Here is a 15,627-nt window from a genome sequence, read left to right as displayed (position 1 = left end):
AGAATAATAGGATAATAACGATATTGATAAATGCTGCATTGATATTATAAATTAAAGCAAAATACCTTGCTCATTGGCAATTTGTGCGATCAGCTCGTAAGCAATGCTACCTTTTGAGGGTATTTTGGGCAAATTTGATAGATCAAAAAAATCGGCGTGCGACAGCTCATCTTCTTGGATAACAATTTCGCCAGCTGCGTAAGAAGCACGAAAGCCTAGCATTAAATTAGACGGAAATGGCCATGGCTGACTGCTGACGTAACGAATATCTGATAGGCTGATATTCACCTCTTCTGCCACTTCACGCACCACCGCGTGTTCTAGGCTTTCACCCACTTCTACAAAGCCTGCAATCAAACCGTATAGTAACGGTTGTGGCGACTGTAATAAATGAGGCGCTGTTTTTCGCTGTCCATAACGATGATGATGGGCTAGCAAAATCTGCATTTCACCGGTTTGCGGATTCGGGCGAGTAATAGCTGTGATGACACAGGGTTGTACACGTGGGTATTGGCGCAATCGGCACACTGGACAGACCATCGCACGCTCATCTCGTTTGGCATGAATGGTTGGGGCAGCACAGCGACTACAAAACTGTGTATCTGTTTGCCAGCGCAATAACTGTATCGCTTGGCTAAGCTGATCGGACAAAGCTGCGGGCAACTGAGTAATCAGCTGGCGATAAGGAACAAACGCATTGCCGCTGCCCTCAGCAATGATGGGCAGTGCAATATGATGTGCAATTGCATAGTCATAAGTAATGGCGCTAGCCGCTTGCGCAGTAAAGGTGTGGGGAGTATTAATCGAACTGTCGGCACTTTCTAGAGTATCGGAACTTTCTAAAATATCGGCATACTTCAGAGTATCTACACTCGCGTTAGTATGCTTGACATCAGGCGACCAGTGACGCGGTGCTAGGCTTTCGAGTAGCGTGACATGACCAACTTGATAAGCAAGCTGGGTCTCCTCGTCTGAATGTGTAGCGGATGGGGGTAATTCAAGCTGCACTGGCCACCATCCATTAGGTAGCTGGCGGCATAAAACAGTATCATCACTAAATACAAAAGCGCTGGTCATAGGTAAAATTCCAAACCGGTTACGGTCAGTACGCATCAGTGTTGATACAGACTTTTTTTAATTGAAGTAAAGTCAATCCTATATCATTCGGATACGGTGTCAGTCAGGCTCGCTCAGCACTACTATTTTTTGTAGTGCTTTCACTCACCTTGTTTATATCCAGATTATATGGGATTGACTATATATAAATGAAGGGCTATGGCAGCAAAGCCGCCATTTAAATATCATTTTAGTGCTTAAGCGTGATAGAAATTAGGCTGCCAGTAGATGACTCAAGCTCTGCTGTCCCACATCTAATGCTTGTTTGCTGACCGGACGATTATGCTCAAAACCATCTAGATGATGATCGACGGCCATAATGACATCAGCGATACAAGCGAGCGTACTGTCTTCAATACGTTGTCCACCTTCGATACGTTGCTGAAGATAATTGGCCAATTGACTGAGCATGCTGGCAGGTGTTGGTAGCTGTAAGAAGCGCACAGCCCCTGCCACTTGGCGCATCATCTCAGGTATGTTCTGAATATTGAGCATATCGCGCTCTGGCTCAGCCAAATAATCGTTAATGGCTTGTTCTGCACTGGCAATAGCGGAACGACTTTCTTGTATCAAAGTATCATTAGCCGTATTGAGCTGATGTAAAGAGATATGCGGGTTATTCAGTGGCAAATAGATGGCCCCTGGTGTGTGCATTTCTGCCATTGCAATAGTGGCGTTTTCCGCATGCATTAATGCCAATAGCAAGTGATCGAAATCATCAGGCGAGGGCGTTTGCCAATGACTAACAGCTTCTGCTGCTACGCTGAGACTATTGGCTGCATTTGATAAACCAAGCAAGCGTAACGCTGAGCTCAATTCTGTTAGCTCTTCGATAATCTGTGCGGTTTGCATATCGACAGGGTTCAATGAATCACCACGTGCGTAGCTATCCACATTTTCTTTGATGGTATTAATTTGAGTCTGAATGATGGTGTTCAGCGTATCGGTCAGGGCGCGATTAGGACCGAATAAGAAACGTTTCATTTGCTCAAGTTGCGCGCTTTCCAAGTGGTTGCTGGCATATTGCTCACGCAGTCGTTGCGCCGCATCACTGTCACGCTGGCAAGCAAAACTGACCAAATCAGCAAACCGTTTGTCCATCACAGGCAAGTAGCTTTGAAATTGCTGCTCTAAATAAATCAGTGTGTGTTTTTGACTCAGGTTTAACGGTAATATTGTGGCAATGTCCGTGACAGCTGCGGTGGCCGCTTGCCAAAATAGACTGCTGGTGTTTGATGCTATCAAAGCACACGCTGCACTCATGGCGTCAAGTTTCTGCTGATCGTCTGAGCTAACGTTGCCATCTTGATTGAGCAGAGCGACTCCAAGACCACTACGATAAGCATAAGTTAGTAGTTCAGTGTCTAGGTTAAGCTCGTCAAGTGGTTGGAAGTTTTGTTCAGGGTTGGCAATGATGACACTACTGCTACCAAAGGCTGCAAAATAGTCTGCTGTGATAGGGGTTTCTTGCCCGTGAGCATTGAGTTTATTGATAACAGGCAGTAACAAGGTTGGCTCTACCGACTCTGTCAAAAGTACAAACTCGATATAGCGATCCAGTGTCATAATGGCTTCTGATAAGTCCATAATCAAGCTGGTATCGTTATTATCACCATTATCATAGAGGCGCTGTAAACCATTGACAATAGCGGTATTCAAAGCCTCTGCACCAACCAAAGATATCAGCTCAAAGATGCAAGACAGCTGCTTTAGCACAGTGATAGAATCTAATAATAAAGGGGCTTGACTATTATCATCATTAAATTCACTCAGATGAATCTCAGTATCTTTTAAGGTTACGATGATCTCATCATGCAACAAATGTAGCGATGGTAGATTGAAATCAGTAACACTAAGCGTTGGGGCCGTTAACTTCATTTGCGCAGACTGGTTCATAGGTGTTTTTCCATAATGTACTGATGAGAATGGCGATGGTTTAGATGATGATCGAAAAAGCACTTGCTGGTAACGTTTTAACGCTTAATATAACAATAATCAAGCCTATATTATACAAATGTTATTGCTCAAAGATTGATATCATCAGCTTATACGGCGACTACATATTGGCTTTTAGCTCAGGATACGCTTCTGCGAGCGCGGCATACCACTCTTGATTGGTATTTTCATCCATAGAAGACTCTAGCAACAAAGACGCTAAATTGGCAAAACTGGCGTGTGCTGTCTGCCCGCCATCTGTTTGCGTGTCTTCTTCAATGGCGAGTGTAACCTGCCCACCTGTCATCGCCAGATAAACTTCTGCTAAAATCTCTGAATCAAGTAAGGCGCCGTGAAAAGTACGATCTTGCTTTCCCACATTTAGGCGACGCACTAAAGCATCTAGGGTGTTTTTTTGCCCAGGATATTGCTGCTTTGCCATGACCAGCGAGTCAGTCACTTGTACGCGCTCGGCAAAGTCGTTCATACCAACTTTGGCAAACTCCATGTTTAAGAAGTTCATATCAAAAGTGGCGTTATGAGCGATGATTTCTGCGCCGTCCATAAAATCATAGAGCGACTGAGCAACTTGATCGAAGGTAGGTTTGTCGGTCAAAAATGCCTCAGAAATACCATGGATACGAATGACCTCGTCATCCATGCCGCGCTGTGGATTGATATAAACGTGGAGCTTTTCACCCGTAAATTTACGCCCGATCATCTCCACGATACCGACTTCGATAATACGGTCGCCTTTTAACGGATCAAGACCTGTGGTTTCAGTATCCATAATGAGCTGGCGATCAGACTCATGACGATGGATAGGTTTGGGTAGCAGCGGTATGAAATACGGATTGGCACGGCTGGTGTCGCCGTCAAATTTTGGTGTATTAGCTTCTTCTATGCCAGTAACGGTAGCAGGCACATGATCATTTATCGTTGCATCAGTCATAGACGTTTGGGTTTCCGGCATCTCTATTTTACTCATCATATCATCGGCAGGGTTTGTATCGTTATCAGTGTCTATGACATCTTCGTCAAGCTCATCATCTGTCATATCCAGACCCAGTGGATCGAAACTTAGCCAGTCATCGTGAGCAGCATTTTGCGCTGTATTAGGCATTATTTGCCCTTTTTTTTTAGCCGTGTCTTGCGGCTCTATGCTCGATAATTCTTCACTGCTGGACGTCACGCCTAAGTTTGCCAGCTCGTCCGCTTTTTCATTGCCTGCATGTCCTGCGTGACCTTTTACCCAATGCCAGTCAACATCGCGCTGCTGGCATAGCTTGTCTAATTGCTGCCAAAGGTCTTGATTGGCGACGGGTTTTTTACTTGCCGTTTTCCAGCCTCTTTTTTTCCAACCCTCTATCCATTCGGTGATGCCTTTTTTGACATAGCTTGAGTCTGTCCAAATCTCGAGGTTGTGCTCATGCGGGCTATGGGTCAATGCTTGTATCGCGCCCATCAACTCCATGCGATTATTGGTCGTCTCTTTATCACCGCCGTACAAATCTTGTGTACGTCCATCACTAAAAATGAGGTGTGCGCCCCAGCCACCCGCGCCTGGATTGCCTTTACAGGCACCATCCGTATAGGCCACGGTGGTGTTTGATTTGGCGGCCAACGGATTCATCGCGTTACTGGTGTTGAATGGCTGCGCTGAGGTGCGATTGTCTGACATAAAAAATTATTGACCTAAAAATTGATAAAGATAGGGAGGGTTGGAGGGATTTTGCTAGCGTTGTTTTTACACCAGCGATTCCGTTATATTTTGGGAATGAGTATAACAAATCTATCGTTGATGTGGGCAATCGTAATGCACAAAGTCGCCAAAAGCACAGATCATAATAGTAACCTTGCTATTTTCTGTTAAAATGAGCTGTGTTGCGACACACAGTATCAAACAGTATTGACTACGCAGCAGAAAAAAACAGTGGTTTTCAGGCGTCAATTAGTAGCGCAAATCATTCGACAGTGCTAATAGTTGATGAAAACATGCCCTTAGTTGATGAAAACATGCCCTAGAAAATCACGTTAATATTAAGATTGTCGTCATCACTGTTTAAAGATAGTTTTTTTAAAGACAATTTTCATAAAAGTTTAATGCATGAATGCAGGATAACCCTATTATGTCCTTACGCTCAAACATTTTTTATAAAAGGCTGATGTGCTTACCAGTCGGCATAGCGGTGAGCAGCGCACTATTTTTAAGTGCTTGCAACGATAGCAACATTCAAGCTGATACTGGAATGGTCGAAGCGGCGACAGACTTATCGGTTTTTGAAGGTTGTTACACGGTTAGTCATGACGAGCCTGCCCAAATAAAAATCAGTCAACAGGATGGCTCGTGGGTGATGCAGATGAAAGAGCCGGCAAGTGCGAAGCGCGTTTGGGATGACGCTGAGCCGCTAGAAGTGATTGAAAATAGCGAAATCCCGCAGTTTTTCTCTATTGATCCTGACAATGTCGATGCAGTGATTGGTCGTCCTGATCGCGTGCTGGTATTGGCTCATGTGAAGCCTGCCTATGCCAATATCGATCCACTCTTAGATAGTGAATACTTATCCTATATTTATCGCGGTGCCAATACCATCTATCGTGTCGAGTGTGATGATGTTAATACCGATATTTTAGCCAATATTGTGATTGATAATGTTAATGAGAGCCTCTAAGCAAGCACGGCTCATAAACAGAATTGATGATCGCTAGTGTAGATTTTAAACAGTGTTTTGCTATAAACCGTACGTCATTAGAGTTAAGCAATATGAATTTTTTTAGTTACGTGGTATTGGGCGGATTTTCTTATGCGGCTGGTTGGGCAATCAGAACCTATGTACTTGATAAGGAGCCTGAACCTGAGCAACCTTATAATCTAAAGCATCCTGCAATTTTGGCGTACTTAGGCGGTTTCTTTATTATTATGCTGATTGTCTCGTGGCTGATTGGTCGCTATGCGCTTGGGCATGCTGCTATCGATTTGCCGTTTATTATTATCAATAGCCTCGTTGCAACCTTTGTCTATTCGTTCGGTCTCAATCCAGAAAAAACGCGTTATGATGTTCCAGATTAACTCATATAAATAATTGTTATTAATGAATAAAAAAGCCACGGCTGATACATTGATTGTCAGTCGTGGCTTTTTATAACGATCATTTCAGGATGCTAGCTTGTACAAAGTTACCTGTTTTTCTTTAAGTCAGTAGCGGTTTGTTTTTTTTTCCAAGTTTGATATTTTTGCAAATCTTTTTCGACCAACTTCAAGCAAAAGGTGAGGACTAGCGCATCGTCAATATGACCGATAAAAGGTATGAAATCTGGAATGATATCGATTGGATTGAGAGTATAGAGCAGTCCAACCACACCTGCTGAAATGGTTTTATAGGGAATATCGCGATAGTTTCCTTGATAATAGTCTTTAATCAAGCTCATGAATAGCATCAAATCTTTGGCAAAACGCTCAAGATGGCTACTGTCTTTTAGCTTTTCTTGCAGTTTTTCTTCTTCGTTAATGAGGTACTCTAAATCGGTATCCAATATGTCCTCTTTTTTCTGTTTATCAATCGCTTTCTCAGCCATTATTATTATCCTTATTTAACCGAAATCGGTATTCTCATACTACAACAAAGTCGCGGAATGTGCCAATAAGGCTAGGTTTCTGGTATGTATCATGGCTAGCATGGCGAAAAATTAAATAGTGGCAAGGGTTGGGCAACTATCATAGCCAAAAAAGCGTTTACAATATGCTGCTGTGCGGTTTAAGCAAGTAGCCTGCAAAAATAAAGATGATGCAAAAGTATATTAAAATAAAAATGATAAGGTGGCAGAGAGAGATGTTTTTTAAGAGTCAGTTATTAACAGATGATAGAAACAAAAATGAGCATACAGCGATTGCAACAACATCTGGGCTAAACCGTCGGCAGTTTTTGCGTCGAGTGGGTATCAGTGCGGGTACTGCTGCATTGGCGACGCAAGGTGTTTCTCAGGTATTTGCCGCCAGCCCTATCGACCCTAATAATAGTCCGCAGCTCACCAAGGATGATTTGCCAACCGCGTTATTGGGTGAGCGTTCATCATCACAGCCGTCACTCACGCAAACACGCTGTATTACGCCAACGATTGAGACGCGGCTGTTTGCCAGCTCCAATGTTGGGGGTAGCGATGACCGCAATCAATTGGCATTAGATCGTGTGGCCTGTGCAGGTTTCAAAGTAAATAATCCTACGATTACCAATCGGCAGTATCTGCGTTTTGCTGGTACGGATTCGCAGCGAGCGAGTGACTTACAGAATATCGCTACGGGTGCGATAGCCGCTCCAAAGCTGTTGTTGGGTGTGCGCGGTGGTTACGGTGCCATGCGTTTGTTGCCGATGGTTGATTGGTCGACGCTAGGACGTATTATGAAGGAGCACGGCACGATACTGGCTGGCTTTAGTGATGTGACTGCTATTCAGTGTGCGCTATTGGCAAAGGGTGATATGAGTTCGCTTGCGGCACCGATGCTCTATAGTGAATTTGGCAAAACTGTCCCTGATCAAGTCAGCTGTCGACAGTTTGTTGAAGCGCTCACCAATTCCAATCTAACTATCAACATATCAGACGCGTCTTTAACCAGTCAGCAACTGCCTAGCATCTTGACAAGTACTGAGCCAAAAACCATCACTGGCAAGATGTGGGGCGGCAATCTAAGCGTGGTGTCAGCGCTGGCAGGTAGCGAATATTTACCACGTATTGACGGCGGCATTGTATTTTTGGAAGATGTGGGCGAGCAACCTTATCGTATCGAGCGCATGCTGTACGACTTGTATCTAGCAGGTATCTTTAAGTATCAACAAGCCATTGTGTTTGGTGCATTATCGGGTACAGGGGAGGACAGCTACGACAAATGCTATGATGTCGCGACAGTGATTCGCCAGCTGCATAAATTAACAGGGTTACCCATTTATAGTGGCATGCGCTTTGGTCATATTGGACAAAAACACAGCTTTCCACTCGGAGCGACTTGTCAGCTGACGCCTAATATCGATGGCGGCTACCAGCTAGCATTTACAGATTACCCAACCATTAAGACTGATGCTATCCAAGCAGAAGGCTTGTGGCAGAATGCTTAAGCACTAATCTCTAACTACTATGCATTGCCATAACTAAATCGCTAACCGCGAAAATTTATCTTGATATTCTTTGGGAGTTAGCTCTGTCGCACGTTTGAATAGGCGTGTGAATGAGGAGATATCATCATAGCCAACTTGCTCGGCAAGCGACTTTATCGATACATCGCCTAATTCAAGTAAGCGTTTGGCCTGCTCAATGCGCACCGCTTGAATATACTCAATCGGGCGCATCGCAACGCAGGACTGAAAGCGTCTATTTAACGTGCGTGGGGTGATATTTACCATGGCTGCCAAGCCGCTAACTTGAATAGATTGCTTGAAGTTTTCCTCGATAAACTCTTGTACTTGCTTAACCAGCTGATCTGAATGTGGTTTATGCAACGTCACATTGGTATAGCTGTTTTGATTGCCTCGTTTACTATCGATGATTTGGGTTTTGGCTACTTGAGTAGAAATCTCACGTCCGCAGTAACGCTCTATTAATAACAATCCCAAATCATAAAATGCACTACCGCCCGCCGCACAAAATATATTACCCGACTGGCTATCTGACTTGCTCCTTGAGTGAGTGACAAACTGGTTTTCTTGTAAGTCAACGAGTGGAAAATCTGCCTTGAATTTACTGGCGTAACCCCAGTGCGTGGTGGCGATTCTATTATCTAATAATCCTGCTTTTGCCAAAAAGAAAGCACCGCTACAGTTGCTGGCTATATCTGATTTAGTGTCTGCCAACCGCGTTAGATGGGGTATCAAATCTGCATTTTGGCTCAGTGCCTTATCGATTGAATCACCAATCGTCGGAATCAATAGTAAGTCGCACTCGGCCACGTCCTGAATATCGCAATGCGCTTGCATGATTAAGCGGTTGCTACATCTGATATCTACGCCACCAACGCTTGCTATCTGCACGTTGAATCTTGGTTCTACTGGCTCATCTAAAAATCGTTGCCAGCTGACACCCGTAAATGAGAATAAATCTAACGCACCTGTCAATGCACTGCCGAGCACACCATCGAATCCAATGATGATGACTTTAAAGGGTTTGAAATAGGGCATAGATGTCTATTCTCCTTTTACTTGGCTGACCAAAAATATCAATTTTTTGACCAAAAATATCAATTTTTTGACCAAAAATATCAATTTTTTGACCAAAAATATCAATTTTTTATCTAAATTTTATAATTATAAGTACTATTTATGTCGTATTTGACCATAATTATGTCATAAATGACAATACGGTAAGGCGTTAAATTAGATTAATATCGATTGATAATCAAATTTAATCAGTTAACGAGAATACTATGGCAGCAGATACGCTAATCAATGACTTTGAGTTACCGTTCCAATTGTATGATGTATTGGGCACTGAAAATTTAACCAAGCATGCTAAGTTTGCAGAACATAGCCGCGAAACGTTTGACGCAGTACTGGATACGGCCAATAAAATTGCGACTCAGCTGTTTTTGCCGCATAACCATGTAGCAGACAAGAACGAGCCACAGTTTGATGGCAAAAAAGTCAGCATGATAAGTGATGTAAAGGTCGCTTTTGATGCATTCCGCGAGTCAGGGTTCATCGCAGGTCGCTATAGTTTTGAAGACGGCGGTATGCAGCTGCCTGAAACGGTAATGACAGCCGTGGCAGGTTATTTTATGGCCGCCAATCCTTCAACCACTGCGTATCCGTTTTTGACGACTGCTGCGATTAATGTCATCTCGCATTTTGCTAGTGATGAAATTAAAACTGCCTTTATGCCGCGAATGCTGACAGGTGAGTTCACCGGAACCATGGCATTAACAGAGCCGCATGCAGGTTCCTCACTGGCAGATATCAAAACCACTGCGGTAAAACAAGATGATGGCTCTTATCGCGTCAAAGGCAGCAAAATTTATATCTCAGGTGGCGATCACGAACTGTCTGACAATATTGTCCACTTAGTGTTGGCCAAAGTGCCAGGTGGTCCAGGTGGCGTGAAGGGTATCTCTTTATTTGCTGTCCCCAAGTATCGTTTAAACGATGATGCATCGGTCGGCGAGCGTAACGATGTGCATTTGACAGGACTCATTCATAAGCTGGGCTATAGAGGCACGACGTCGACGGCATTGAGCTTCGGTGACGAAGGCGAGTGTTATGGTTATCTGATCGGTGAAGAGCATTTCGGCCTGCGCTATATGTTCAAAATGATGAATGAGGCGCGCATCGCTGTTGGTTTTGGCGCATCGATGGTGGGTTATCGTGGTTATCAGTATTCACTTGATTATGCCAAAGATAGAACGCAAGGCAGAATCGCCCCGAACAACAAGCCTGAAGATGCGGCAACCGCCATCATCAATCATGGTGACGTAAAGCGCATGCTACTGGCGCAAAAAGCGTACTCTGAAGGCGGTATTTCACTGTGTTTATACGGCTCAAACCTGATTGACCGTATCAACACTTGTGAAGACGAAATCCTAAAAAACGAGCTAACAGAATTACTAGACTTGCTAACCCCAGTACTTAAAGCATGGCCATCTGAGTATGGGCCAAAAGCCAATGATTTGGGTATTCAAGTATTGGGCGGTGCAGGTTATACGCGTGAGTATCAGGCTGAGCAGTTTTGGCGTGACAATCGTCTCAATCCCATTCATGAAGGCACAAATGGCGTGCAAGCGTTAGATTTGTCATTCCGTAAGTTATGGCAAAACAAGGGTCTTGGTATTCAAATCCTAAAACGTGAAATCACACAGGATTTGGAAAGCATCACTACACCAGAAACGGCTCAATTGGCAGGTAAATTGATGCCTTACATGGGTCACTTGCATGAAGTATTGGTGCATCTCAGCAAAGTTCTACAAACTGAAGAAGCAGTGACATTGACGGGCAACGCGCAAGCACTCATGAATATCTTTGCCTCGATTGTGCTGAGCTGGATTTGGATTCGTCAAGCGAGTAAAGCTGAGCAGCTATTAAGTACCACGCAAGATGCTGAGCAACAGAATTTTTATAAAGGCAAGATACAAGCGGCCAAATATTTTATCGATTGGGAATTACCATTAGTTAAACGCGACATCGAATTATTAATCAACACCAACTCTGTTTGCACTGATATGCAAACAGAATGGTTCTAAAGACAACTCAAGGAAAGAGACATGACAACGATAAATAAACAGTGGCGATTAAAGGCGAGACCGGTAGGCGAGCCTAGTGCCGAGACTTGGGATTATACCGAGACAGAAATACCGACTATCACCGATGGTCAGCTACTGATTAAGATTGAATATATCTCTATCGACCCGGCGATGCGTGGTTGGTTGAACGATGCCAAATCTTATATCGCACCTGTACAGATTGGTGACGTCATGCGCGCCGGTACTGTAGGCGAAGTGATTGAAAGTAAGCATGAGAAGTTTGCGGTTGGTGACTATGTCGCAGGTCACGATGGCGTGCAGTCTTATGCCGTCAGTGATGGTGCTAATCTGTATAAAGTTGATCCAAATCTAGCACCACTGTCTTACTATTTAGGCGTACTCGGTATGCCCGGTATGACAGGGTATTTCGGTCTGCTAAAAACAGGTCAGCCAAAAGCGGGCGAGACTGTAGTCGTCTCTGGTGCTGCTGGTGCCGTTGGTAGCTTGGTTGGTCAGATTGCCAAGATCAAAGGCTGCCGCGTCGTTGGTATCGCGGGCGGTGCTGAAAAATGTAAATTTTTAGTCGATGAGCTTGGGTTTGATGCGACGATTGACTATAAAAACGAAGATGTGAAAAAAGCACTAAAGAAAACTTGCCCAGATGGCGTCGATGTGTACTTTGACAACGTAGGCGGCGATATCTTGAATGACGTGCTCACACAAATAAATCTGCATGCGCGTATCGTTATTTGCGGTGCGATTAGTCAATATAACAACACCACAGAAGTCAAAGGCCCCTCGAACTATTTATCATTATTGGTCAATCGTGCCCGCATGGAAGGCATCGTGGTATTCGATAATCTCAAAGAATATCCAGTCGCCATGAAAGACATCGCTGGCTGGATTCAGTCAGGTGATATGAAAGTAAAAGACCATATCGTTGAAGGTATCGAGACGTTCCCAGATACCTTGATGATGCTCTTTAAAGGTGAAAACTTCGGCAAACTAGTACTTAAGGTAGAGGGATAGATCATGACACTGAATACAAACGGAATTGCATCAGATGTAACGGGCAAACGAATTTTGATTACTGGCGGTGCCTCTGGTATCGGTGCAGCAAGCGCGCTATTACTAGCCAGTCGCGGCGCAAAAGTCGTGATCGGTGATATGGCAGAAGAGATGGGGGCTGCGGTTGCTAAGCAAGCTCAAGACGCTGGTAACAGTGTTGTCTTCAAAAAAGTAGACGTGACCAGTGGCGACGAAGTGCGTGCGTTGTTCGACTTTGCAGTAGAAACGCTTGGCGGTCTAGATGTGGTGGTAAACAATGCTGGTATCGACCATAAGCCTTCGCCAATGCACGAGCTAAGCGATGAAGATTTTGACCGTAATATTGCGGTTAATTTAAAAGGCGTCTGGCATTGTATGCGCGCTGCGGTTACTTGTATGGCGACCAATGGCGGTGGTCATGTGATTAATGTCGCGTCTATTGCTGGTTTGCGTTCTGCACCATTACTGTCAGCGTATAGCGCTGCCAAACATGGCGTGATGGGTCTGACCAAGTCAGCTGCCCATGAGTACGCGCGCGCCAACATTCGTTTCAACGCGGTATGCCCAAGCTTCATTGATACGCCAATGGTTCGCAATACCATGGCAAAAATGGATGAGCGCGCGCAAAAAGCCACTATTAATGCCAGTCCATTACGCCGTTTGGGAGACGTTAACGAAGTGTCAGGCGCGATTGCTTGGCTGGCTAGTGATGAAAGCAGTTTTATGAACGGTCATGCGTTTACCCTTGATGGTGGCATGTTGGCTTAATAGTCAAATAACTGCTAAATCATTACGGTGTTAGCCTCGCTCGATGTACTATGCGTACTATCTACGCTCAGCTGCCTTGTAATGGATTTGCAGTTTTTCGACTATAATTTATTAAGTGGTTACGATAAAAAATTGAAAACTGAATAGCTAATTCAAAATATAAGGGATAACGATGAAAGATTTATTCGATTTAACCGGCAAGATTGCTTTAGTCACTGGTGCTAGCCGCGGTATTGGCGAATCTATTGCTCGTTTATTAGCATCAAGAGGCGCGCACGTTATCGTCTCTAGCCGTAAGATTGATGCTTGCCAAGCAGTCGCTGATAGCATCGTCGCTGACGGTCACAAAGCCAGTGCCTTTGCTTGCCACGTGGGCGAGATGGCGCAGATTGATGCGATTTTTGAGCATATCAAAAGCGAGTTTGGCCAAATCGATATCTTAGTTAATAACGCCGCAGCCAACCCATATTATGGTCATATCTTAGATACGGATTTAGCCGCTTTTGATAAGACGGTTGAGGTAAATATCCGCGGTTACTTCTTTATGTCGACAGCCGCTGGCAAAATGATGAAAGAGCAAGGTGGCGGCGTCATCTTGAATACCGCATCGGTCAATGGCTTGGTTGCAGGCGACAAGCAAGGTATCTACTCAATCACCAAAGCAGCTGTTATTAGCATGACTAAAGCCTTTGCCAAAGAATGTGGTCCATTGAATATCCGCGTTAATGCTTTATTGCCAGGCTTGACCGATACTAAGTTCGCCTCGGCGTTGACCACCAATGATAAAGTGTTAAAGATGGCGCTGCATGCAATTCCATTAGGTCGTGTGGCTGACCCAGATGAGATGGCAGGCACCGTATTGTATCTAGTGTCTGATGCGTCAAGTTATACCACTGGCGCAACGATAGTCGTTGATGGTGGGATGTTGGCCTAGTTAATTTCTCGTAAATAAAAAGTAGATTTATCTTAAAACCGTATGCTTATAAATGGCATACGGTTTTTTATTTAGTTATAGTAAGTACTAATGCTTTAAATATATTAGAGTCACTTTAAAACCAATACAACACTGCTGAGATAAATTTTTCTTGCTTGCTGTGTGCTTCGCACTACAGAGGCTACGAAAAATTTATCTCAGCAATACTTGTTTATCAATGTATCGATTTTATATCGTACTGACTATAAATAGTATTTATGAGCGGAGCCAAGCATGCAAGTATCTATTATTAAAAATTTTTCCAATATTAAAACATGGTTATTTGTTCCCGCTACTCGTATAGATAGAGTGGCAAAGGCGTTTGCTAGTGGTGCTGATGCGGTGATTGTTGATTTAGAAGATGCCGTTGCTGACGTTGATAAAATACAAGCTCGTACATCAATAAAGAATTATTACGATAGTAAAGACTATCAGCCTATTTGGGTGCGCATTAATCAAGCAGGTAGTACAGATTTTGAGGAAGACTTAAAAATGTGCCAGCAGATGCCAAATCTTGCTGGACTGATACTACCTAAAGCAGAGCAATCAGCAGATATTGAACAGCTTCATCACGCGACTGGTTTGCCAATTATTGCATTGATAGAGACAGCGCGTGGTTTATATCAAATCGATAGCATCGCAAAAGCATCAGGACTGCTCGCGTTTAGTTACGGCTTTCTAGACTTATGCAATGATTTGCGAGTACAAGTGAATACATCTGCTGCTGATATCGTTGCCAATCAGATTCGCTATCAGTTGGTGTTGACCTCTAAAGTACATGAGCTAGCAGCGCCCATAGACACCGTTTATCCTGATTTCAATGATGAAGTAGGGCTAAATGCCCGAGTGCAACTATGGTCACAAATGGGTATGTTAGGAATGCTGTGTATTCATCCCAAACAAGTGGCTGTTGTGCAGCGCGCCCTTAAGCCGACAGAGAGTGAACTATCATTTGCTAAGCGTGTGGTCGAAGAATATGAGCGAAGCGGGCAGGCAGTGTTTGAGATAGATGGTCAAATGGTAGACGCGCCAGTGATTGAGCGTTGTCGCCAGCTATTAGGTTATTTATTGACGAAGTAGAAGGGGAGCAAATAATGGTTTATTATGCATCATACTTATTTATGATTTAAAAAGAGCTCTATGATTTTTATTAGTAACAGTATTAGCCTGAATGATAGTGATGTCGAGATTAGCGCCATACGCGCACAAGGCGCTGGTGGACAGAATGTCAATAAAGTGTCGTCTGCTATCCATCTGCGTTTTGATATTCATACCTCAAGCCTAAGTGATGAGCACAAACAGCGTTTATTGGACAGTAAAGACAGCCGAATCACCAAAGAAGGCGTGTTTGTGCTTAAAGCGCAGCAGTTTCGTACGCAAGAGCGGAATAAGATAGATGCCTTTGAGCGGCTGCAAAGCTTTATTATAAAAGCCACTCATGTCAATCAAACCAGAAAGCCGACTAAACCTAGCAGAAATGCTAAGCGTAAACGCGTGGATCAAAAGACCCAGCGCGGCAAAACAAAAGCCTTGCGCGGTAAAGTGAATTTTTAAATGGGTGGCTTATTTCTTA

At 43.9% G+C, this 15,627-nt stretch carries 14 protein-coding genes; 9 read left to right on the top strand and 5 right to left on the bottom strand.

What is annotated here, in order from left to right:
• Positions 1-51: 51 nt before the first annotated feature.
• The 3 genes from nudC to dnaQ all read right to left on the bottom strand — a co-directional run bounded on the left by nudC (position 52) and on the right by dnaQ (position 4,732).
• Positions 52-1,077, bottom strand: a complete 1,026-nt coding sequence (gene nudC, locus Q6344_08700) for an NAD(+) diphosphatase (GenBank protein WLG12686.1) — start codon at positions 1,075-1,077, stop codon at positions 52-54.
• Positions 1,078-1,329: 252 nt separating this feature from the next.
• Positions 1,330-3,012, bottom strand: coding sequence for a hypothetical protein (locus Q6344_08695; GenBank protein WLG12685.1), 1,683 nt, complete (start codon positions 3,010-3,012; stop codon positions 1,330-1,332).
• A 160-nt stretch (positions 3,013-3,172) separates the two neighbouring features.
• Positions 3,173-4,732, bottom strand: coding sequence for a DNA polymerase III subunit epsilon (gene dnaQ, locus Q6344_08690; GenBank protein ID WLG12684.1), 1,560 nt, complete (start codon positions 4,730-4,732; stop codon positions 3,173-3,175).
• Between the two features lie 448 nt (positions 4,733-5,180).
• Between dnaQ and Q6344_08685 the strand changes: the two genes are divergently transcribed.
• Both Q6344_08685 and Q6344_08680 read left to right on the top strand, forming a co-directional pair.
• Positions 5,181-5,723 carry a hypothetical protein gene (locus Q6344_08685; GenBank protein WLG12683.1) on the top strand — a complete coding sequence of 181 codons (543 nt, stop codon included), beginning with the start codon at positions 5,181-5,183 and terminating at the stop codon, positions 5,721-5,723.
• 92 nt (positions 5,724-5,815) lie between these two features.
• Positions 5,816-6,121: a hypothetical protein gene (locus tag Q6344_08680; GenBank protein ID WLG12682.1), complete on the top strand. Its 306-nt coding sequence runs from the start codon at positions 5,816-5,818 to the stop codon at positions 6,119-6,121.
• 107 nt (positions 6,122-6,228) lie between these two features.
• Here the strand turns inward: Q6344_08680 and Q6344_08675 are convergent, their stop codons facing one another.
• Positions 6,229-6,627, bottom strand: a complete 399-nt coding sequence (locus Q6344_08675) for a YkvA family protein (protein WLG12681.1) — start codon at positions 6,625-6,627, stop codon at positions 6,229-6,231.
• Positions 6,628-6,881: 254 nt separating this feature from the next.
• Here Q6344_08675 and Q6344_08670 point away from each other — a divergent pair, with 254 nt between their 5' ends.
• The gene (locus Q6344_08670) at positions 6,882-8,159 is read left to right on the top strand and encodes an LD-carboxypeptidase (protein WLG12680.1); all 1,278 of its coding nucleotides are present in this window, start codon (positions 6,882-6,884) and stop codon (positions 8,157-8,159) included.
• Positions 8,160-8,192: 33 nt separating this feature from the next.
• Here the strand turns inward: Q6344_08670 and Q6344_08665 are convergent, their stop codons facing one another.
• On the bottom strand, positions 8,193-9,215 hold the full coding sequence (locus Q6344_08665; GenBank protein WLG12679.1) for a helix-turn-helix domain-containing protein: 1,023 nt from the start codon (positions 9,213-9,215) through the stop codon (positions 8,193-8,195).
• 245 nt (positions 9,216-9,460) lie between these two features.
• Between Q6344_08665 and Q6344_08660 the strand changes: the two genes are divergently transcribed.
• From Q6344_08660 to arfB, 6 genes are all read left to right on the top strand, one after another.
• Complete coding sequence (locus tag Q6344_08660; protein ID WLG12678.1) at positions 9,461-11,266, top strand: acyl-CoA dehydrogenase; 1,806 nt, start codon at positions 9,461-9,463, stop codon at positions 11,264-11,266.
• 21 nt (positions 11,267-11,287) lie between these two features.
• Complete coding sequence (locus tag Q6344_08655) at positions 11,288-12,295, top strand: NADP-dependent oxidoreductase (protein WLG12677.1); 1,008 nt, start codon at positions 11,288-11,290, stop codon at positions 12,293-12,295.
• A 3-nt stretch (positions 12,296-12,298) separates the two neighbouring features.
• Complete coding sequence (locus tag Q6344_08650; protein WLG12676.1) at positions 12,299-13,081, top strand: SDR family NAD(P)-dependent oxidoreductase; 783 nt, start codon at positions 12,299-12,301, stop codon at positions 13,079-13,081.
• Positions 13,082-13,253: 172 nt separating this feature from the next.
• Entirely contained in the window at positions 13,254-14,015 is a 762-nt protein-coding gene (locus Q6344_08645; GenBank protein WLG12675.1) for an SDR family oxidoreductase, read from the top strand.
• Between the two features lie 273 nt (positions 14,016-14,288).
• Entirely contained in the window at positions 14,289-15,134 is an 846-nt protein-coding gene (locus Q6344_08640; GenBank protein WLG12674.1) for a CoA ester lyase, read from the top strand.
• 60 nt (positions 15,135-15,194) lie between these two features.
• The gene (gene arfB, locus Q6344_08635) at positions 15,195-15,608 is read left to right on the top strand and encodes an alternative ribosome rescue aminoacyl-tRNA hydrolase ArfB (GenBank protein WLG12673.1); all 414 of its coding nucleotides are present in this window, start codon (positions 15,195-15,197) and stop codon (positions 15,606-15,608) included.
• The last annotated feature ends 19 nt before the right edge of the window (positions 15,609-15,627 follow it).

The sequence above is a fragment of the Psychrobacter cibarius genome (genome assembly GCA_030686115.1).
GTDB classification, from domain to species: Bacteria; Pseudomonadota; Gammaproteobacteria; order Pseudomonadales; family Moraxellaceae; genus Psychrobacter; species Psychrobacter cibarius_C.
Note: the sequence above shows the minus strand (reverse complement) of the source record. Positions and strands in the feature narration are given on the sequence as shown.